16 protein-coding genes and 1 CRISPR repeat array are annotated in these 19,289 nt (G+C 37.5%); of the genes, 4 read left to right on the forward strand and 12 right to left on the reverse strand.

Annotated elements, in window-relative coordinates:
• Positions 1-270 precede the first annotated feature (270 nt).
• The 3 genes from IQ236_RS00505 to IQ236_RS00515 all read right to left on the reverse strand — a co-directional run bounded on the left by IQ236_RS00505 (position 271) and on the right by IQ236_RS00515 (position 2,816).
• Positions 271-927, reverse strand: coding sequence for a DUF3226 domain-containing protein (locus IQ236_RS00505; protein ID WP_193867469.1), 657 nt, complete (start codon positions 925-927; stop codon positions 271-273).
• Between the two features lie 3 nt (positions 928-930).
• Positions 931-1,998, reverse strand: a complete 1,068-nt coding sequence (locus tag IQ236_RS00510; RefSeq protein WP_193867470.1) for an AAA family ATPase — start codon at positions 1,996-1,998, stop codon at positions 931-933.
• Between the two features lie 116 nt (positions 1,999-2,114).
• Positions 2,115-2,816: a YdcF family protein gene (locus tag IQ236_RS00515; RefSeq protein WP_193867471.1), complete on the reverse strand. Its 702-nt coding sequence runs from the start codon at positions 2,814-2,816 to the stop codon at positions 2,115-2,117.
• A 66-nt stretch (positions 2,817-2,882) separates the two neighbouring features.
• Here IQ236_RS00515 and IQ236_RS00520 point away from each other — a divergent pair, with 66 nt between their 5' ends.
• Both IQ236_RS00520 and IQ236_RS00525 read left to right on the forward strand, forming a co-directional pair.
• Complete coding sequence (locus IQ236_RS00520) at positions 2,883-3,242, forward strand: hypothetical protein (protein WP_193867472.1); 360 nt, start codon at positions 2,883-2,885, stop codon at positions 3,240-3,242.
• An 84-nt stretch (positions 3,243-3,326) separates the two neighbouring features.
• Positions 3,327-6,071 (forward strand): efflux RND transporter permease subunit, encoded by a 2,745-nt coding sequence (locus IQ236_RS00525; RefSeq protein ID WP_193867473.1) that lies wholly within the window; start codon positions 3,327-3,329, stop codon positions 6,069-6,071.
• A gap of 126 nt (positions 6,072-6,197) precedes the next feature.
• Positions 6,198-7,910: a CRISPR direct-repeat array (repeat unit 36 nt; unit sequence GTTTCCAATCAATTAATTTCCCCAACGAGTGGGGAG).
• Between the two features lie 178 nt (positions 7,911-8,088).
• Here IQ236_RS00525 and cbiE read toward each other — a convergent pair.
• From cbiE to IQ236_RS00540, 3 genes are all read right to left on the reverse strand, one after another.
• Entirely contained in the window at positions 8,089-9,384 is a 1,296-nt protein-coding gene (gene cbiE / locus IQ236_RS00530; protein WP_322744060.1) for a precorrin-6y C5,15-methyltransferase (decarboxylating) subunit CbiE, read from the reverse strand.
• Between the two features lie 48 nt (positions 9,385-9,432).
• Positions 9,433-10,044 (reverse strand): cobalt-precorrin-8X methylmutase, encoded by a 612-nt coding sequence (locus IQ236_RS00535; protein WP_193867475.1) that lies wholly within the window; start codon positions 10,042-10,044, stop codon positions 9,433-9,435.
• A 69-nt stretch (positions 10,045-10,113) separates the two neighbouring features.
• Complete coding sequence (locus IQ236_RS00540) at positions 10,114-10,896, reverse strand: DUF1868 domain-containing protein (RefSeq protein WP_193867476.1); 783 nt, start codon at positions 10,894-10,896, stop codon at positions 10,114-10,116.
• A 34-nt stretch (positions 10,897-10,930) separates the two neighbouring features.
• Between IQ236_RS00540 and holA the strand changes: the two genes are divergently transcribed.
• The gene (gene holA, locus IQ236_RS00545; RefSeq protein ID WP_193867477.1) at positions 10,931-11,932 is read left to right on the forward strand and encodes a DNA polymerase III subunit delta; all 1,002 of its coding nucleotides are present in this window, start codon (positions 10,931-10,933) and stop codon (positions 11,930-11,932) included.
• 40 nt (positions 11,933-11,972) lie between these two features.
• On the opposite strand, the gene IQ236_RS00550 is transcribed toward holA, so the two are convergent.
• Positions 11,973-12,212, reverse strand: coding sequence for a lipopolysaccharide assembly protein LapA domain-containing protein (locus tag IQ236_RS00550; protein WP_193867478.1), 240 nt, complete (start codon positions 12,210-12,212; stop codon positions 11,973-11,975).
• 604 nt (positions 12,213-12,816) lie between these two features.
• Between IQ236_RS00550 and IQ236_RS00555 the strand changes: the two genes are divergently transcribed.
• On the forward strand, positions 12,817-13,935 hold the full coding sequence (locus tag IQ236_RS00555) for a hypothetical protein (protein ID WP_193867479.1): 1,119 nt from the start codon (positions 12,817-12,819) through the stop codon (positions 13,933-13,935).
• A gap of 493 nt (positions 13,936-14,428) precedes the next feature.
• Here IQ236_RS00555 and IQ236_RS00560 read toward each other — a convergent pair whose 3' ends face one another.
• From IQ236_RS00560 to IQ236_RS00580, 5 genes are all read right to left on the reverse strand, one after another.
• The gene (locus tag IQ236_RS00560; RefSeq protein ID WP_193867480.1) at positions 14,429-17,899 is read right to left on the reverse strand and encodes a DEAD/DEAH box helicase family protein; all 3,471 of its coding nucleotides are present in this window, start codon (positions 17,897-17,899) and stop codon (positions 14,429-14,431) included.
• 75 nt (positions 17,900-17,974) lie between these two features.
• Positions 17,975-18,148, reverse strand: a complete 174-nt coding sequence (locus tag IQ236_RS00565) for a hypothetical protein (protein ID WP_193867481.1) — start codon at positions 18,146-18,148, stop codon at positions 17,975-17,977.
• Between the two features lie 4 nt (positions 18,149-18,152).
• Entirely contained in the window at positions 18,153-18,410 is a 258-nt protein-coding gene (locus IQ236_RS00570) for a ribbon-helix-helix domain-containing protein (RefSeq protein ID WP_193867482.1), read from the reverse strand.
• 251 nt (positions 18,411-18,661) lie between these two features.
• A complete protein-coding gene (locus tag IQ236_RS00575; RefSeq protein ID WP_193867483.1) occupies positions 18,662-19,048 on the reverse strand; it encodes a type II toxin-antitoxin system VapC family toxin in 387 nt (128 codons plus the stop codon).
• A complete protein-coding gene (locus IQ236_RS00580) occupies positions 19,048-19,269 on the reverse strand; it encodes a DUF2281 domain-containing protein (RefSeq protein ID WP_228041351.1) in 222 nt (73 codons plus the stop codon). Before IQ236_RS00580 ends, IQ236_RS00575 begins: the two co-directional genes overlap by 1 nt.
• Between the last annotated feature and the right edge of the window lie 20 nt (positions 19,270-19,289).

A 19,289-nucleotide genomic window follows, 5' to 3' on the forward strand; every position in this document is an offset into this window, starting at 1 on the left:
TTTAACTTGATCTTTACATTGATAGGTGAAATCCTAGGGCTTGTAATACCTATGAGATGGAAGGTTGAGGGACTTTTGAAACAAAAGTTTATATAAAGTTAGGATTCGGAGGTTACGGTTAGTGGAACTTAGACAAAAATTGCCTTAAAAACGGCTTCAAAAGCATATAGGAAAAGGATTCCAGCTTGAACGATAAACAATCCAGTAGTGGCAAGGGTTTGCTGCTTTTTTTGCTGATCGACCCTTGAATGGGTTAATCAACCCCAAAAACTAGGATAAATTGTATAAAATTTTAAACCAATTCACGAATTTCTGTGCCTTGGGATGTTTAGGGTTAAGAATTTTTTGATTAATTGCTTGATGAAGTTGTCGTCCTGGAGGATTTTGCCAAGCTAACCAAGTATAAATATTTGCTTTATCCTGATGAGTTTCTTTAAATAATGCTCCTTTTTGTTTTGCTTCTATTGTGATGTTTTGAGCAAATTGCCAAATTAATTCACTTTCATCAGGAATCATATAGGCAATAAAGTTTTCTAACATCCCCTGCATTTGATTATCCGGCATCATCCAAACCCCAAATCTAACTTGATTAGATGTCAGATGAATTAAACCTGTTTCAGGTAATTTTTCGGGAAGATCAGGGATACTACTCAAACAAGTATTTCTAAGACTTTGCCATCGTCCTCTAGGGTCATCATCTGCATCAATCATAATACCTAAAGCAGATAATCCCGATGCTTTTAATTCAGTACAAATCACATCGGGCTTGATCAGGTTATCATAACCATTATTTTCTTTAATATAGACAACAGGATTCTTTTTTGTTCCCCAAGCAATTCCATTAGCTTCGATTAATTCCGGGATGACGCGAACATCTTCCTTTCCTTCGACCAGTAATACATTATGAGAACGACTATTTTTTGTCATTTCTTATCGTACCTCAATCCCTCGTTCAGCCGCAATTACCATTTGATTTTCATTAAAAACAATACTGTTGGGTTTATTTTTCTCTATTCTATGAATTTTAATTCCATCTCCATCTAGGATTTCAGAATTAGCCAGATCAGCTAAACTTGTCCAACAATCACTATTATGAGTTGTAGCAAATACTTGAATATTGAGTCGTTTGGCAGTATTCCAGACTAATTTCCACATATCAGACATGGCACTAAAATGTAATCCCGTATCAATTTCATCAACTAATAAAACGCCATTTTTCGCATTGACAAGGGCTAATGTTAAACCTAAAATTCTCCATATCCCATCTCCCATACTTCCAATTGGAATGCGTTGATCGCTATCCGATAAACGAATAACAAATCCTCTATTTGATCTGAAACTATTTTTGTCAGAACCGAGGGCAGCAATTCGTTCTATTTTAGGATCAAGGGTTTTTAGTGCGTCTGTAATCAAATCTTCTTCTGGGGTTAAAACAACTTGATCAAACAACTCCATCATTGTTTCAGTTCTCAAAGAAGATGAGGTAATAAATTGGGTTTTTAGTGTTGATTTTACAGGATTTCTACGAAATCTTCTGATTAAATCTGTAGACAAACCTAAATTAGACGATAAGGGGAATTCTAAATTACCCTTTTCTTTGCCCAGCCATTTGATCAACAGGACAAAATCTTTTAGATAATCAAATAATTGAAGTTGTTGATCTTGTTCTATAACAATCGAAAGATTTTCTCGAAAATCATCATATTCTCCAGAAATTGAGAAAGAACTCCCTAAATTTATTTGATGACCATAAAATAAATGGCGAAGATCAAGCTCACGAGTTTTTTGTTCCTCATCACTCCAAAGATATTCACCTCGACTGATCATAATTTCAGATAAACCTTCTAGGCTATCTCGTTTGTAAAAAAGTTGAATCGCTTCTAAAATAGAGGTTTTCCCACTATTATTAGTTCCAACTAACAGATTAATCCGCCCAAGCTGTTGTAGCTCAAACGTGGAAAAACATCGAAAATTTTCGATTTTTAATGACTTTAACATAACTTAATCAAACAACAAGAATTATCAATCATGCTAACTCAAGAGAATGGATCTTAGATTGTTCTATTTTAAGATATAATTGCTTCAATCAAGCTCTTTCTTGTAAAAAATAAATCTTAATTCTGAGCTTCACAGATTGATTTCCGATTAAGACCACTTTGATATTCACAACTAAATTCTTCCTGACACCACTTTTTAAGATTCACTTCCTGAAGCTGAATAAAATTAGAACAGGACGGTTGAATCACTTGACTGGCTAAGGCCCATAAAACAGTTCGGGTGAGATCAAGTCCTGTTTTTAACCATAATTCTCGATTAGCAGGAACCCCCGTTTCTTTTACAGTTTCTACATCGACCCAAATTCCATGAGATCCTAACAAAATTTGAGCCATCCATTTTGCACGGGGTGAATGGGTGCCAGAGGTGATTAATTTAACATGATGAGCGTGCCATTGGCTGAGAATCGGTTGACTGTAAAAAAAATTATCAAAGGTAGACTTTGCACACTTTTCTAACCAAACTTGTTGCGTTGATGCTTGTTCGCGTTCAAATAATTTTACAATACAAGGATCATCTGATCCCGTTGAGATTAAAATGCGAATATCGGGATTTTGTTTGGCCAGTTGCGTCACATACATTTCCCGTCGAATACTTCCCCCCAGGACAAAAAATGTATCCACAGGTTGTTGAGAGGCCATAGACAACCCTTGAGTTTGATGGAATACACGATTCAGCAACACAATCAACACCACCACAATGCTGAGGAGTAAAATTTTGAGACCGAATTTGTGTTTAAATTGTAAACGTTGCCAATTCATCTGGGAGTCTTGTTCTCGTTAGGATTGGAAATTGAAAGTTATTCTAGGATTTAGAACCAATTCTCTATGAATATTATCAATCCTCTTGTTGTTGTTAGTTTGTTTTCTTTAACATTCTTCTGGGGGTTTGGACTTTATCCGCTCTCGACTTTTGCCCAAAATAATGCGAGTCAACCCAAGCCAAAATATCAATATCCGCAAGAAATTGTTAAAGGTTATCTAAACGGTTGTAGTCAACGCAGTGTTCAGGAAGGTTTAACCGAACAACAGGCAAAAATTGTTTGTCAATGTACCATTAATCGCTTTCAATCTCAGTATAGGTTAGATCAATTTCTAAAGCTCTATACTCAAGCTCAAAAAACCAAAGAATCCCCTGATGAGTTTGTGGATGTAGGCATTGACTGTGCGACCCAATTGCTTAACTAAACGAATGTTGAGGGTTAACCCTTCAAAATTAACCCTTAACGATACAATAAATAGTTTAAGGCTCATTAATTGTCCAGATTCCCTATGATTCAGTCTCCTCTACAACCTGCTGTTCGAGAACGGTTTAATATTTCTCGTGTTTGTATTGCTCATCCTCGAATTGTGATTGGGTTTTGGATTGGCGTAATTATAGCAGGAATGCTGGCATTTAGTAGTCTCAAATATGCCTTATTTCCAGAGGTGACATTTCCGGTGGTTGTCGTCAGTACCACTGCACCGATTTCTACCGCAACAGAAACGGAATTAAAGGTGACTTTACCTATTGAAAATCAAGTAAAATCTATTGAAGGAGTTTATGATTTTCGCTCATCGACTTATCCAGGTCGAAGTATTATCAGTTTAGCTTTTTTAGTCGGAACGAGTTTAGAATCTTCTACAAACCAGGTAGAGACAACTTTAAAAAATATTCAATTCCCTACGAAAACAACGTATACTGTTATTCCCTTAAACTTAAATGAATCAACAGCCATTACCTACGCCATTCAAAGTCAAAGTCTAACGTTAAAAGAATTAACAGAACTAACAAAAACTGAAATTATTCCTCAACTTAACGCTTTACCGGGTGTGCTCAAGGTAAATTTATTAGGAGATGGATTAACCCGGAAAGGAACATCGGATATCGCTTCTTTATCCAGTTCTCAAACCTTAATTCAAGACCCGCCAACGTTGGTTCGATATCAGGGAGAAAATGTTATAGCAGTTCAGGTGATCAAACGCAGTGATGCTAATACCTTAGAAGTTGTAGATCAAGTTGAAACTGTTATTAATAATATACAACAAAACCTACCAAATGTCAAGCTAAATTTAGCAGAAACTCAAGCGGATTATATTAGAAAAGCTACCCATTCGACAATTGAAGAACTCTTATTAGCGATAATTTTAGCGATTGCCATTGTTTTTCCTTTTTTAAGAAATTTAAGAGCTACTTTCATCACCGCCTTAGCCATTCCCACATCGTTATTAGGGACTTGTATTGTAATGGCAATAGCGGGATTTAATTTAGAAACCATTACTCTATTAGCGTTAGCGTTAGTGATTGGAATTGTCATTGATGATGCTATTGTTGATGTGGAGAATATTGCCCGATTAATTGATGCGGGAGAAAACCCCAGAGATGCCGCCCTTAAAGGAACAGATGAAATTGGTTTAACGGTGACAGCTTCTACCTTAACAATTGTGGCTGTTTTTCTCCCCGTTGCCTTTATGGGAGATGCGTTAGGACAGTTTTTTAAACCCTTTGCCTTAACCATTTCTTCGGCGGTTTTAATCTCTTTATTAGTGGCTAGAACTTTATCCCCAGTTTTAGCCGTGTATTGGTTAAAACCGATTCAAAATAAACCCGAAAATTATCATCCTCAATCTAACCTTATCATCGAAACCTATCGTCGATTATTACAATGGTCACTTCACCATCGTCAACTGGTTATTTTAATTGCTATTTTAAGTTTTATAGCAGGTTTAGCTTTAATTCCTTTAGTTCCTCAAGGGTTTTTACCTCGATTAGACCGAGGAGAATTTGTGATTAATTATTCCTATCCTTTACCTCAAATTTCTAATATTAAGGTTCAAAATAATTCTCAAACCAAAGAAACCCCCACCGATACACCAACCGCAGAAACGGATATTTTTCAACAACCTGGGGCGTTTAATTGGTTAACTGATTTAGCTCGAAATCCTATTCAATTATTTCTGAGAAAAACTCGGACAACGGGGAACAAAATTGAACAGGTGGTTTTAAATACTCCTGATGTGGAAGAAGCGTTTACTATTATTGGCATTAAAGGACAACCGAATAAAGGCAGAATTTATGTAAAATTAAAAAATGATCGTCAACTCACCACCTTAGAAGCACAAGATCAAATTAGAGAAAATTTACCTTCTATTAATAACGTTACGGTGAGTGTGGAAGATTTACAATTTGTGGAAACAGGAGATGAAAAACCTTTACAAATTGTGTTAGTGGGAGATGATGTTAACCTTTTAAAAAAGACTGCTAAAACCCTGCAAGAAAAAGTCGCAAAATTACCCGGTTTTGTGGATGTCCGAGCAACGGGAGAAGAAAATACATCCAATGAGATTAACCAAATTGAACGCTTTAATGGTCAACGGGCGGCTTATATTACGGCTAATTTAAGCCAAGGTCAATTATTAGGAGATGCCACTAATCAAGTTCTGAATCTTGCTAAACCTTTAATTCCTAATGGGATAACCTTAAAATTAACTGGAGATTCTGCCAGAATTGGTCAAGTTTTAAATAGTTTTCTGGTAACGCTGCTGTTTTCTGTGGTTTGTATGTTGGGGTTACTATTCCTATTATTTGGTCGTTGGGTCGAACCTGCGGTGGTGGGGTTAACCCTTCCCTTATGTTTAGTTGGGGCTATGTTAGCCTTATTAATTACTCAAAGTGCCTTTGGAATTATCTCGTTAATTGGGTTAATTTTTCTATTAGGATTATTAGATAAAAATGTCTTACTTCTGATGGATTATGTCAACCAACTTCGTCAAAAAGGCATGAGTCGAAATGATGCCATTATTGAAACCGGAGTTGTGCGTTTAAGACCGATTATTATGACCACCGCCTCAACGATTTTAGGAATGTTACCCATTGCATTAGGATTAGGCGCCGGAGCAGAATTAAGACAACCGATGGCTGTTGCTATTATTGGGGGGTTAATGACTTCGACTTTATTAAGTTTAATTGTTGTTCCTGTTTTAAATACGTTGTTAGAGGATGAATGGTTAAAAATTAAACAACGATTTAAACGATAGATAAAGGGAGATTTAGAAAATATTGGGTTTCCAATTCATTAATATTCCATTCTTAAATCAGCGCTACAGATTATTCCCTAAACCCCTGTAGAGACGTTGCATGCAACGTCTCTACAGGGGACTCTTGTTTCCAATCAATTAATTTCCCCAACGAGTGGGGAGGGCTAAAAACCGGGATACATGTGTTGAATGGACATATTTCCAATCAATTAATTTCCCCAACGAGTGGGGAGTGAATGTTATCAAAGGCGTGAGTGTTGGTGCAGTTGCAATCCAATTTCCAATCAATTAATTTCCCCAACGAGTGGGGAGAGAAAGGATTGTCCAAACAATCTCAAGCGAACATCAATTTCCAATCAATTAATTTCCCCAACGAGTGGGGAGACGACTGAAGGGCGGTATCCTGTACATACCAGTATGATTTCCAATCAATTAATTTCCCCAACGAGTGGGGAGGTAAAATAAGGAACCAATTATCAGTTAGTTCCTTATAGTACAAATTTCCAATCAATTAATTTCCCCAACGAGTGGGGAGTATGCTGAAGGAGAAACTACCATGCGTAAGCAGGTAGTTGAAATTTCCAATCAATTAATTTCCCCAACGAGTGGGGAGGTAAGTTGCGTGGGGAGTATGTTTACCCTCATGTGACTGAACATTTCCAATCAATTAATTTCCCCAACGAGTGGGGAGATTGAGTTGTTTTAATTGATCTAATATTTTGTTCGCGCTGGTGCTTGTTTCCAATCAATTAATTTCCCCAACGAGTGGGGAGACTGAAAGAAGATAGCGCACGGATTAAGGCAATTAAGTTTCCAATCAATTAATTTCCCCAACGAGTGGGGAGGTAAATATGCGATTGGTGACTGGGTACAAATCAGAACCGTTTCCAATCAATTAATTTCCCCAACGAGTGGGGAGTGACCGCCAAATCGACGTGGGAAGCTGCGATCGCGTCCGTCCAAGTTTCCAATCAATTAATTTCCCCAACGAGTGGGGAGGGGGGCGTAGACGATGACAACTAAACTCGGATGGGAATATTGTTTCCAATCAATTAATTTCCCCAACGAGTGGGGAGATGGTACTCTTTGACGAGTTGTTTGGTGGTGCATTTGTTTCCAATCAATTAATTTCCCCAACGAGTGGGGAGTGTATTAATTTCATATTCTCAATTATGGAAACTTGAATGAAGTTTCCAATCAATTAATTTCCCCAACGAGTGGGGAGTAAAGACTTGGATTGCAGAGTTGTACCAGGCCGGGTACCAATTCTAGTTTCCAATCAATTAATTTCCCCAACGAGTGGGGAGAAGGGGACAAGCGGTTAGTTCTGGGGTATCACCCAGACAGTTTCCAATCAATTAATTTCCCCAACGAGTGGGGAGTAATGATGAAATGTGTGTAGAAGTTAGTCCATCAGGATATTGTTTCCAATCAATTAATTTCCCCAACGAGTGGGGAGAGGACTTAATCCACTGCTAACCGGAGGACACCAGAAGGTTTCCAATCAATTAATTTCCCCAACGAGTGGGGAGATATAAACTCTTCAATCATGGAAACACGGTCTGCAGCTCCAGGGTTTCCAATCAATTAATTTCCCCAACGAGTGGGGAGAAGTTATCACCACGACCGTTGCCATTTTGACTGCTGCTGCTTGTTTCCAATCAATTAATTTCCCCAACGAGTGGGGAGACCATCGAGTAGTTATCCTTAAAAGAATCCTGAAGCTGTCAGGTTTCCAATCAATTAATTTCCCCAACGAGTGGGGAGATGGTTGAAACCACTATCAGCGGAACGAGCTATCAAGTTTCCAATCAATTAATTTCCCCAACGAGTGGGGAGTCCTCCTATTTTAAACCCATACACCATCGGCTGTCTAGTAGGCATTTTCGAGGCTGAGAAAAGTCAGAGGCTGAAACGGAATTTTGCCTTTTTCTAAAATCGCCAGAACCCTTACCTAGAGGGATGTCGGGGCTCCCAACGAAACTATAAGCACTCCAGCCATTTTCTTTGAGCCTCATCAAGCAAATAAACTATGGTGAAAAATCGTTAATAGGGTCACGGGGTTGAGGGGAGAAAAACGGGTTAAATTAGCAACGGGAACAGAACGGGATAATTGTACCGTTAACATTCGATAACTCCAACTGCGCTCAATGCGTTTTCGTTGGTCTAACCAGCTTAACGCCGTGTTTAAATGTTCAATGGTTGCTAAAGCTAAAACCATCACACCACCCGGAGATAAACGAATACTGCAAATCCCCAATATTTCGCTTAAATTATTTCCGCTTCCCCCAATAAAAATCCGATTTGGTGAACGTAAATGGTGTAAAATTTCGGGAGCTTCCCCATGAATAGAAACGACATTATTAACTTTAAATCGTTGGCGATTTTGTTCAATTAAAGTTGTTCCGGCGGCTGTTTTTTCAATAGAATAAACTGTAGAATCAGGAAAAAGTCTGGCAATTTCTATCGAAACTGAACCCGTCCCGGCTCCAATATCCCAAATCGTTTGTTTCGGCTGTAAAGCAAGTTCTCCTAATACTAAAGTCCTAACTTCCCGTTTTGTCATCAGTCCAGGGCGATCGCTATAACTGAAAAACAGTTGATCAGGAATGCCAAAAGTCGGGATTTTAGATAAATCTAAAGGTTCTATTTCCGAAGCAGATTGACGTAATAAAATAACAATATTTAAGGCAGAAAATTCTGGATTTTTTAAGGATTCTATCTGCCATTGTTGGACTCGTTCATCCTTTCCCCCTAGATTTTCGCAGACCCAAAATTGATAACGACTCGGTAAATCTAAACTCTTGATTAATTGAGCGATCGCCGAGGGATTATTCAGATTATCCGTTAAAATTGCTATTTTTTCTACCCCTTGTTGTAAAGCTTGAATTAAGGTTTCCATTGAACGACCATGAACACTGAGAATTCGAGCATCTTGCCAAGGAATTTTAATCCGATTAAAGGCTAATTGAATCGAGCTAATATGGGGATAAAAGGTTAATTGTTCGGGCGGAAATTCAGCAATTAATAAACGACCTAATCCAAAAAATAACGGATCACCCGATACTAAAATGACAATATAATTATTAGTAGATTGTTTTTTTTCAAGCTCCCATCTTGTTAATTGCTGACGAATAGAAACAATTATTTCTGTTAAATCTCCTAAGATTAAACGAGCAGCTAGATGTTCAGGAAAATAACTTAAATGGCGATCGCTTCCGACTAATACAGTTGCACCTGCAATGATATTAAGAACAGACTCACTCAGTCCTGATCTCCCATCTAACCCAATACCAACAACATAAATCATTATAGAATTTCAAATTAATAATTAATGTACAATTCTTATATTTATTGAACCCTATTTTTCAGAGGTAGCTAAAACAATTAAAGCATTTAAAATAGCTGCTGCTACCGGAGAACCCCCTTTTCTTCCCTCCACTCGAATTTGAGGAACAGACATTTCAGCTAACATCATTTTAGACTCGACTACAGAAACAAAACCCACCGGAACCCCAATGACTAAACTTGGAAAAACTAACTGTTGTTCAATTAAAGAACACAGGGAAATTAACGCCGTTGGAGCATTACCAATCACAATAATACTCTGGGGAAACTCTTGAACAACCTTAATTAATCCCGTTTCGGTGAGGGTTTTACCCGCCAAGGGAGTCGATACCGCTTCAACCGCACAAATTAAGGGATTATTAAAGGTTTTAGCCACTAAATTAGCGACTCCTTGTTTAACCATTCCCACATCAACAATAATCGGAACTCGTTGTTTTAACGCTAAAATTCCCTGTTCTATCCCATTTGGACTAAACCGAATTAACTGGGAAAATTCAAAATCAGCCGTGCTATGAATAACTCGTCTTACAATCGCATATTCAGCCGAATTAAACGAATGTTCTCCAATTTCTTGATCAATAATTGCAAAACTCTGGGATTGAATCGGATGAATTTCTATAAACATTGGCTCTCAAGGATGGTTTGTTATTGGCTGACAGTTAACGGTTAACCATCAACCAACAACGCTTAAGGTCTAAAATTTAAAAACAGGCCAGTCTGGTTCTCGATAATAGCGAGTCATGTCATCAAACTTGCGGAGTTCTGCTCGTTTAACCCAAATTTCTTGAGTTGAATCTAACCATTGTTGATTGAAAGAAGAGAGAATATTACAAAAATGACCCCGATCTAAATCTTCAGGAATTGTTCCGAAATAACCCAATGTGATGTGAGCCGTTAAATAATATTGTTGATCGACACCTAATGGAATTAAACTGGGATTTTGATAGATAGCACGCCGGAATTCAGTTGTTTTTTGATAAGACTCTTGATCACGGGGAACCAGACAAACGGCGATCGCCCTTGGCATTAACATAAAACCGAAAATTTGCCAACGAATTCCCTGGGGAATAGGCGTCGATTGAAAACTTTGAAACGATTGAGTGATCGCTTCATGTAACTTCGGATCAAAACTGGGATCATCTTTACTGACATCTCGATAAGCACTATCCCAAATCAAATCCGCTAAGGTAAAGTGTAAACTTTCCTGGGGAATCGGAATCCAAAAATTGGGATCGAACTTTTCACTCAGTTGCTGCTGACAAGTTTGGAGATTCTGATAAAATTCTCCATTGTCCCCATCATCTTCAGCCGGAGGAGTGATAATACTATAACCCGGAAAAGGCACAGCTTGGTGTTTACCCTGGGAGTCAGGCTTAAACTTAGGGGACTCCTGAATATACTCAAGCTGAGAGTGATAGGATTCTGGCAGCGTTAATCGCGCGACCCGATTCACATAAACTTGATAAGTATCGTCCAATTTTAATCGCCTCTTTTGAAAAAATTAAGTTATTATGCCTATCCACCTCTACTGGGGAGACGATGACTTTGCTTTAATGCAAGCGGTTGAACGATTGCGGGAGTCCGTCCTTGATCCCAGTTGGGCTAGTTTTAATTTTGACAGAATTCTGTCCGATCAACAAAATTCTGTGATTATGGGACTTAATCAAGCCATGACTCCTCCTTTTGGGTTTGGTGGACGCTTCGTTTGGTTAGTGGATACTTCCCTATTCCAGCAATGTCCAACGGACGTTTATCAAGAGTTAGAACGCACCCTTTCGGTGATCCCCGATACGACAACGTTGCTTTTAACGGGTTCTAACAAACCCGACGGTCGGTTAAAGTCCACAACATTACTCAAGAAATATATTGACAAATCTAAAGGAGAATTGCGAGAATTTTCTCGAATTAAACCTTGGGAAATCGATAAATTAGAACAGCACGTTAAAACTTTAGCAACGGAACGTGGGGTCAATTTGAGTCCTAATGGGATTACTTTATTAGCAGAGTTAGTTGGAAATGATACTCGACAACTCTATAACGAATTGGAAAAACTCAAGCTATTTGCTGGGAATTCTCATCAACCCCTCAGCCTTGAGCAAATTTCCTTATTAGTTCAGGCTAATACTCAAAATAGCTTAAAACTTGCCACTTGTATTAAAGCCGGACAAACCAGTCAAGCCTTAGAGTTAATTACAGAGTTACTCCAACACAATGAACCGGGATTAAAAATTGTCGCCACTTTAGTCAGTCAATTTCGCACGTGGTTATGGATTAAATTAATGATGGAAACCGGAGTTAGGGATAAACAGGAAATTGCCAAAACCGCCGAAATTGGCAACCCCAACCGTGTCTTTTTTCTGCAAAAAGAAGTACAAACCCTCACCCTAAATCAACTACAACACAGCTTACCTTTGTTACTTCAACTTGAAGCTGATCTTAAAGGCGGCGCAGACGAACGTTCAACCCTGCAAACCCATGTTATTGAGTTGTGTCAGCTATTCCAACGAAAATAGGGCTGTAGGGTGTAGATCTAACGTCAGTGTTCTTCTTCCCCTATCTCCCCCTTTCCCCCTCTCTCCCCTCTCCTAACTCTGCTATGGGTTTGAATAAGGCGGCTCCGAGAAGACCACTCACCCCACTGAAGGCTAGAATCACACCAACGGGGAGTTGAATAGACTCAAAAAAGAGGAACTTCAACGAAATGGGGCTGGCATTTTGAACAGTGAGAATCGCGATCGCAGCGATCCAAACTGCGACAATCAAGCTGGTGACAATAGCGGGGGCGTTAGGCATAGATTACGACAACTTGTCAAACTAGGATATTTGTTTTTCTATTTTAGTTAATCGATGCAGTAAAATACTTACACTGAGGAAAAAATCAGCTTTATTCAGCTTATTTCCCCGATCAGACAGTTCTGTATTTGATTAAAAATGGAGTTTGGTCAAAGATTAGAAAAACTAATCTTCATAATATTTTAATATTTGCCTTGCCAGGGTCTATCCATCAAGAAGATTATGGTATAATTCAAAGTCAAGCTAGATTTAAACCTTTTTCTCGGTAAATCTAATACCGGGACTGACATCCATTCTGATGCACCAGATACTTTTCTCTAAAACAGGAGTTAAAAGAGTTCAGTCTGTCTAAGGTGTACAATTCTTTATATTGAACTCAAACCCCGTTTTATTAGGTTTATGCCTCTAATTTTGAGAGGATCTAGCCTTAAACGGATACTTAAATCTAAGTTAAGAGAGTCTTAAGAAATTATGACTCTCTAGCTACTGCATTGGCATAAGCAAAGGGGAATTTACAAAGGCAAGTGAGCGCTGGATTCAATGTCAACAACCCACCACTGACCTGAGTTATTGTTTAATAGGTGTCTGCAAAAGGGAAGTAAAGATGAAACCCGAATACGAAGGTTCACCCGTCGGCAACTGTAATCAAGATGCCTCTAAAATTTTTACTATTTTAGATCAAACATCTTGTTCTGAGTCTATTGTATCAGGAGAATGCCGGGATGAAAACCCCAGTTCTAAGTCTTCTGAAATGATGACCTTAATGGCAGTTGAATGGGCAAAACAATATTACTCAATGATTTGGAGTCCCAACCCATCTCCTTCATCGGTAAACATTGAAGCCAATCAACAAGTTGATATTACCGAGTTTGATGAACAGCGTTCTCGGATTGTTTCTCAGCTTTTACAAATGTTAAAGGTAGCCGGGGAAATTGCCTGGAACAAAATTGATGGGGTACTCGGATCTTATCTTCAATCTCATCAATTTTTTTTAGAGTTAATTGAAACCAAAGAAATTATTCAAGATACTTGTCATCTGTATCGAAAAACCATAGAAGCTTATGCTCAATATGAATATCCTTCCCGATTATCGGTTTTAGTCGGTCGAGAAATTATTGCTATTCGCCGTAAATATTCCAGTAGAAGTGCTGTATTTCTAGCGGTCTTAGCAATGGAATTTAACTATGTAGGCAAAATTTTATTAGATTGGATTCCCCTAAAATCCCGCTCTATTTTTGTACTGTATTTCAAAGCTGTAGAAGATTATCTTCATGCTCCTATTGCCGAAGTTCATGCCTTAGCGGCTACCCATAAAGCAGATTCAGAAGCATTAATTGCTGTACAACAATTACTGTCTCAAACAACAACAATTGCCCACAATGTTTATAACCGAGTTTGTCATTTACATCCCGGCTATCGGAGCATCAGTGGCAATTTAGGAAATGCTATGGTTCACTATTCTAGTATTCGAGATGTTGAACTTTTTCAAATTTATTTATGCTTGTGCGTTTTAGAAGGCAGTTTGCGACCCATTCAAGAAGAGTTATTTCCGATATCTGTCATTTTATATCCCCGATTAAATGTAAGTTGGGAGTTGGTACAGGATATGTTAAATTCTCTGCTTTGGGAACTTTATTATAGTTTGAGTCCAGAACATTATAAAGTGTTTTTTCCCTATATTCATACCGTAACTGAGATATTCTCTGATCAAGTCGTTTATTGATAAGATAGATGTAATATTTTGCTTAGAAGTTCAAAGAGGTGGAATAACAATCCAAAATCCTATTAATCCCTTTTTAAGGGCATCTGACCAGTTCCCAAAGACAGCGCCTATAACCGAAATTAGGAGCAAAATAATAACTATCCTAGCAAAATTTTCTGTTGAGATAAATTTAGGGAGTCTCATAATTCTTGATGCCGTGTTTTAATATTACAGATGGAAGATTGGGTTTGAGTATTTTAAGTCTTAAGTACCCCTTAAAGGCGATCGCTAATTAAAAATTAGAACAATCATTTTGATCAACCGTAGGGTGCGTAAGCTCCGCGCACGCACCACTACGGTACGGAGATCGCCGCGATCGCACCACCTAACACCTATTTTAATATTACCTATTTTAACCTATCACTGTAAGAAAACGAGGACGCTCCCACCTTTTCGCTTTCTATATATAGATAGTAATTCTAAATGATTTGTATTCAAAATCTGTGTCTTTCAATTAAGCAGAGTAGGTTGTTTCTATCGGTTGATCAAAAGAGCAAATGATGGTAACAATATTATTAGCATCCTCCTGGTTAAAAACTCCATCTAATCCTTCGGTGTGAATATCAGTAAAAGGGGATTCATACAAAAGAGAGGGATTCATAACCCCATTTTGGGTTAACCAGTTAATAATTTGTTCAATAAAACGAATTTGATTAGCATTGAGATTATTATTTTCCAAATATTTACTAAAAGCTTGTTTAGCGGTATTTCTGTCTAAACCCACCAAGTCCAAAATAAAAATTTTCAGGTTAATATTTTTACCATAGACTAACTCAAATTTATCCTTAGATTCGATTGCTTCTGAGGTAAATAACATTTTTTCTAATTCCTGTAAATCAGTGTTTGTTAAAGATAAATTTCTTTTTAACTTAGCGATCGCAATATGATCTTGATGGGCTAAAATATAGCTTTCTACTTTTTTACGGTATTGATAGGGGCTGAAACCGATTTGACGGTTAGGGACTTCTAAGATTTCTAACTCCCCTAATTCATCCTCAAAATCAGTATAGATCATTGTTTCATCTTGTTGATCAATCAACACCATTAAATTCCGCAGATTTAGCCTCATTTCTTCTACTAAATAAACCGTCACATCTTGCCACCATATTTCAGTCTGGACTTGTTCAATTAAATTCAATTTATCCTTAACAATAGGAATCGTTTTTTTAGCTTCTAAATAAGTTAATAAATCCCTGACTTGATCCCGTAATCTTTCAAAATCTTGGCTATTTTTGAGGATGGCTAACTGAATTTTTAGACACAGCAAATCAAAGTTTTTAATCCGAGGATTTTCTACGGGTAAAGTATTGGGGAGGGGGATGAGGGTATTAACAATAACTTGCCGATCCTCTGGGTTTAAATTATACCATTTTTCCCGTTTACGGAACATTAAAACGGTTTCTAAGTGACGACGCACTAGAAAATTATTGTCTTCCATACTGGCAACGTGTTGATATAATTCATCTAGTATTTTTTCCTTGAGATTATTGCTTTTAACGACAGTATAGGACGCTTGAGACTCTTTAACGCGATTTTGAGGTTGATTCACAAGGGTTGTAGTTTCTGCGGTATTTAAACAGTCCCATAACTCTAATTTTGCTTTTAAAAGTCGAGTTTGTAATGATTGCGCTGGGGATTGTTCTTTTTCGGTGATTTCTTGACTAAAATAAGCAATATTATCGCATAAATCAAATATTAAAAATTCCGTTTTATCCTTGCCAAATCCGAATAAATTAGGGCATAAACGAGTGCCTCTGCCGATCATTTGATTAAATTTTACCTCGGAGTAAACAGGTTTAAAAAACATTAAATTCACCACTTCTGGTACATCTACCCCCGTGTCTAACATATCCACAGAAATCGCTATCATGGGGTCTTTTTCCGCGTCTGAAAAATCATCAAGTAGACTTTGAGCATAATTATCGTGACTGTCGATCACACGGGCAAATTTGCCTTTATATTGGGGATAGTTATAGTTAAATCTTTCTTCAATAAATTGGGCGTGTTGATGATTTCGGGCGAAAATAATCGTTTTACCGAGGCGATCGCCCTGATGAATTTTTAAACCCCAATCCATGAGAATTTCTAAAGCTTTATCCACCGTATCAATATTAAATAACCAACGATTCAGGGCGGCGACGTTAATTTCCTTGGGGATTTCCCCTGTTTCTTCATTATAGAATTTTTCTTCATATTCTAATTTTTCTTCGGGGGTCAGATCAACATATTTCACCCCACTCCGCAAAAATTTAAACGGGACATTGATACCCGTCGGAGGCACTAAATAGCCATCGGCGATCGCATCTTGTAATTCATAAGCAAAAGTAGGATTTCCCGCTTCTAATTCAAAAATGCCGTAGGTATCTCGGTTAATTTCATTTCTGGGAGTGGCGGTTAAACCGATTAATAAAGCATCGAAATAGGTAAAAAGGGCTTGATATTTTTGGTAAATACTGCGATGGGCTTCATCTATAATAATTAAGTCGAAATAACCCACTCCAAAGGTTTTAACCTCACTCCCTCTGCTAGTCGGAGAAAAAAGAATATCGTTGTTGATGCGATTCATCATCGTTGGATAGGTGGAGAGGATGATATCTGCACCGCTTACGTCTTTTTCTTGGGTTAAGTCTATGGCGGTGGCGTGGGGTAAGTGTTTCTGAATTGCTCTTTTAGCTTGGGTGATTAAAGAGGTACGGTCAGCTAAAAATAAGACTCTTTTAATCCAATTAGCTCTAGTTAATATATCAATTAGGGCGATGGCTGTTCGGGTTTTTCCTGTGCCTGTTGCCATGACGAGCAAGGCTTTCCGGGCTTTTTTCTCAAAGGTTTCGGTAACTCGTTTCAGGGCTTCGAGTTGGTAGCTTCTTCCGGCTATTTCTGGATTCGGTAAAACAATCTCAAGGGGTTTTCGGTGACTGCGGCGATAAATTATTCTTTGTAATTCATCTTTTTTTAAGAAGCCTTCCACCAGGCGAGGGGGATAGTTGCCATCATCCCAGAGATAGGTTTGATAGCCGTTACTGTAGAAAATAATCGGGCGCTGGTTAAATTGTTTTTCTAAACAGTTAGCATAAAGTTGGGCTTGTTGTTTACCTAGATTTGCGTCTTTTTGGGTACGTTTCGCTTCAATAATAGCCAGGGGTAAGCCGTTATCATCCCATAATACATAATCAATATAGCCTTTACCTGTGGGGTTAACGGCTTTGGGCATTCCGGTAATTTCATATTCGGTAAAATGGGGTTGAGTTAAATCCCAACCCATTTCTTTAAGTAATACATCAATTAAGTATTTACGGGTATCAATTTCGTTATAGTCATGGTGATCTTTAACGGTACTATTTGCCTGTTTGAGTTGACTAATTTCTGCTTTAATTTGGTTATATTCTGCTTCTGTTTGTTGCTGTGTTTTTTTGGCAATTCTGGCAATTTCTTGCGCTTGGGATAATTCTTGCTCTAATTTTTGCAGTTGGGTAAGGGTTTTTTGATCCCCCCTAACTTCCCTTAATAAGGGGGGAATGAATTGGAGTTGAGGGAGGTTTTTACCGTTGGGGGAGTAGTAGCGACAAAGCCAATAGAGAAAATGGAATAATTCTTGAGTAATATAATCGGCGTCTTTTTGACTAATTTTTTCGGTACGGTGGGCGGCATTATTGCCCATTTTGTGGATGATGCGAACTTTGGGGAAAAGGTTAGGAGGTAGGTTATCTTTGAAGGTTTGTTCGTGGATTAATGCCCCTAAATTATTATCGTAGGGTAGTTTTAAATAGGGGTCATGATCATAGAGCCAAATAACGGCTTGTTCTAGGGTATAACGGGCATAGAAGCAACAGGCGCGGCTATCAGTTAGGGCGAGGGTTTCGACACGGGTAGCGCTTTCGTAGATTTGGGGAAAGTCGGGTTTTAAAAAGTCGAAGTTGGATGGCATGGTGATGTTTCTGGTTTAGTTTGAGGAAACAATAATGCACTTATGATTACATTGACATCTATAACTATTCTAATGTTATTCATCCTCGCTTAATATTTTCTCTAATATTTCAGGGGTTAACCCATTGGCTTGAGCCTCTTCACTAGCTTGATTCATTAATCTACTTAGGTTATCACTAGCTTTTTTCTTAATTTTTTCTATCTTTAAATTAGTCATATTCTCCGATATTTTAATAATGATATCTTTCATGTTTTTAAAATTTGATAGTAGTTTCGTCTAAGTTATTAGAAGCATCAATTATCCCAGCGTTAACGGGATTTTTACCTAAACCAAAAATCGGATCTTCATCGGATAAAGAATCTTCAGAAAGATTATTTTTAAGCAGTTCATTTTGTACCGCAGTAGCGATAAATTCATCAAAATTTTTGACTTTACCCGCTTTGATTAGTTCTTCTGAAGCATTGACCAGTTCTTGAGGTAAATTAATAGTTAAAGAAATAGTTGTGGACATTTTACTATTAATAATTGTTTGGCTATAAATAGTATAACATAAATTATGGGCCACTAGCCACTAGGAGCAACTGAAGCACAACTAAAATTTAAACTGTTCCTATCGAGATGGCGTTTCAGATATAAATAGTATAACATCAGAGTTGTTCCATCCGAAATTTAATCGCATCAATCGGATTTAGCATTGATTTTGTCGTATTGTAATTATTTCATTAGGGTTTATTTTTTCATTATTTTAGTTTGTTTTTTTAATTAAATCCAAATTATTTTTATTTCGTAAAAATTAAAAGCAGAATCTTTACTAATAATAGTTAAGTTTTCAGTTAAACCTTGAGCAATAATTAGACGATCAAAAGGATCTTTATGATGTAAAGGTAGAGTAGAAAGATGGTTAAGATTTTCTAAAGAAACAGGTACTATTTCGATGTCATTAACCCGGATTTGTTCAGTCATAAACTCAGCATATTGTTTTGGCAAACTCAATTTACCAATATTAACTTTAATTGCAATTTCCCAAAGACTAGCAATACTTAATAGTAAATCAACATCAGATTCAAGTAGATTAAATAAAGCTTCAGAGATTTCTTCACTATCATTTACGAACCAAAGAAAGGTATGAGTATCGAGTAAATATTTCATTACATATACTCCTCAAATTCGGGTAAAGGTTGATCAAAATCGGGACTCATTTTAATCAAGCCTTTAGCACTACCCCGATGACGGCGTTTGGGTTGAGTAATTTTGGTTAATTGATAAAGGGGTTGATTATTTTGGGTAATGATTACACTACTATTTTCTAAAGTTAATTCTTCCAAAATTGCCGGATTTTCTTGGATTTGTTTAAGTTCAATTTGCATCATGTTAAACTAAAGATAAAAGA

Source organism: Planktothrix mougeotii LEGE 06226, from assembly GCF_015207485.1.
Classification (GTDB): domain Bacteria; phylum Cyanobacteriota; class Cyanobacteriia; order Cyanobacteriales; family Microcoleaceae; genus Planktothrix.

Excerpts from the sequence above, each read along its gene's own strand:
- IQ236_RS00575 (WP_193867483.1), bottom strand. The coding sequence starts at position 19,048 with ATGAAATATTTACTCGATACTCATACCTTTCTTTGGTTCGTAAATGAT.
- IQ236_RS00525 (WP_193867473.1), top strand. The coding sequence starts at position 3,327 with ATGATTCAGTCTCCTCTACAACCTGCTGTTCGAGAACGGTTTAATATT.
- IQ236_RS00555 (WP_193867479.1), top strand. The coding sequence starts at position 12,817 with ATGAAACCCGAATACGAAGGTTCACCCGTCGGCAACTGTAATCAAGAT.
- IQ236_RS00565 (WP_193867481.1), bottom strand. The coding sequence starts at position 18,148 with ATGAAAGATATCATTATTAAAATATCGGAGAATATGACTAATTTAAAG.
- IQ236_RS00510 (WP_193867470.1), bottom strand. The coding sequence starts at position 1,998 with ATGTTAAAGTCATTAAAAATCGAAAATTTTCGATGTTTTTCCACGTTT.
- IQ236_RS00535 (WP_193867475.1), bottom strand. The coding sequence starts at position 10,044 with ATGTTTATAGAAATTCATCCGATTCAATCCCAGAGTTTTGCAATTATT.
- IQ236_RS00560 (WP_193867480.1), bottom strand. The coding sequence starts at position 17,899 with ATGCCATCCAACTTCGACTTTTTAAAACCCGACTTTCCCCAAATCTAC.
- IQ236_RS00515 (WP_193867471.1), bottom strand. The coding sequence starts at position 2,816 with ATGAATTGGCAACGTTTACAATTTAAACACAAATTCGGTCTCAAAATT.
- IQ236_RS00520 (WP_193867472.1), top strand. The coding sequence starts at position 2,883 with ATGAATATTATCAATCCTCTTGTTGTTGTTAGTTTGTTTTCTTTAACA.
- IQ236_RS00550 (WP_193867478.1), bottom strand. The coding sequence starts at position 12,212 with ATGCCTAACGCCCCCGCTATTGTCACCAGCTTGATTGTCGCAGTTTGG.
- IQ236_RS00570 (WP_193867482.1), bottom strand. The coding sequence starts at position 18,410 with ATGTCCACAACTATTTCTTTAACTATTAATTTACCTCAAGAACTGGTC.
- holA (WP_193867477.1), top strand. The coding sequence starts at position 10,931 with ATGCCTATCCACCTCTACTGGGGAGACGATGACTTTGCTTTAATGCAA.
- IQ236_RS00505 (WP_193867469.1), bottom strand. The coding sequence starts at position 927 with ATGACAAAAAATAGTCGTTCTCATAATGTATTACTGGTCGAAGGAAAG.
- IQ236_RS00580 (WP_228041351.1), bottom strand. The coding sequence starts at position 19,269 with ATGATGCAAATTGAACTTAAACAAATCCAAGAAAATCCGGCAATTTTG.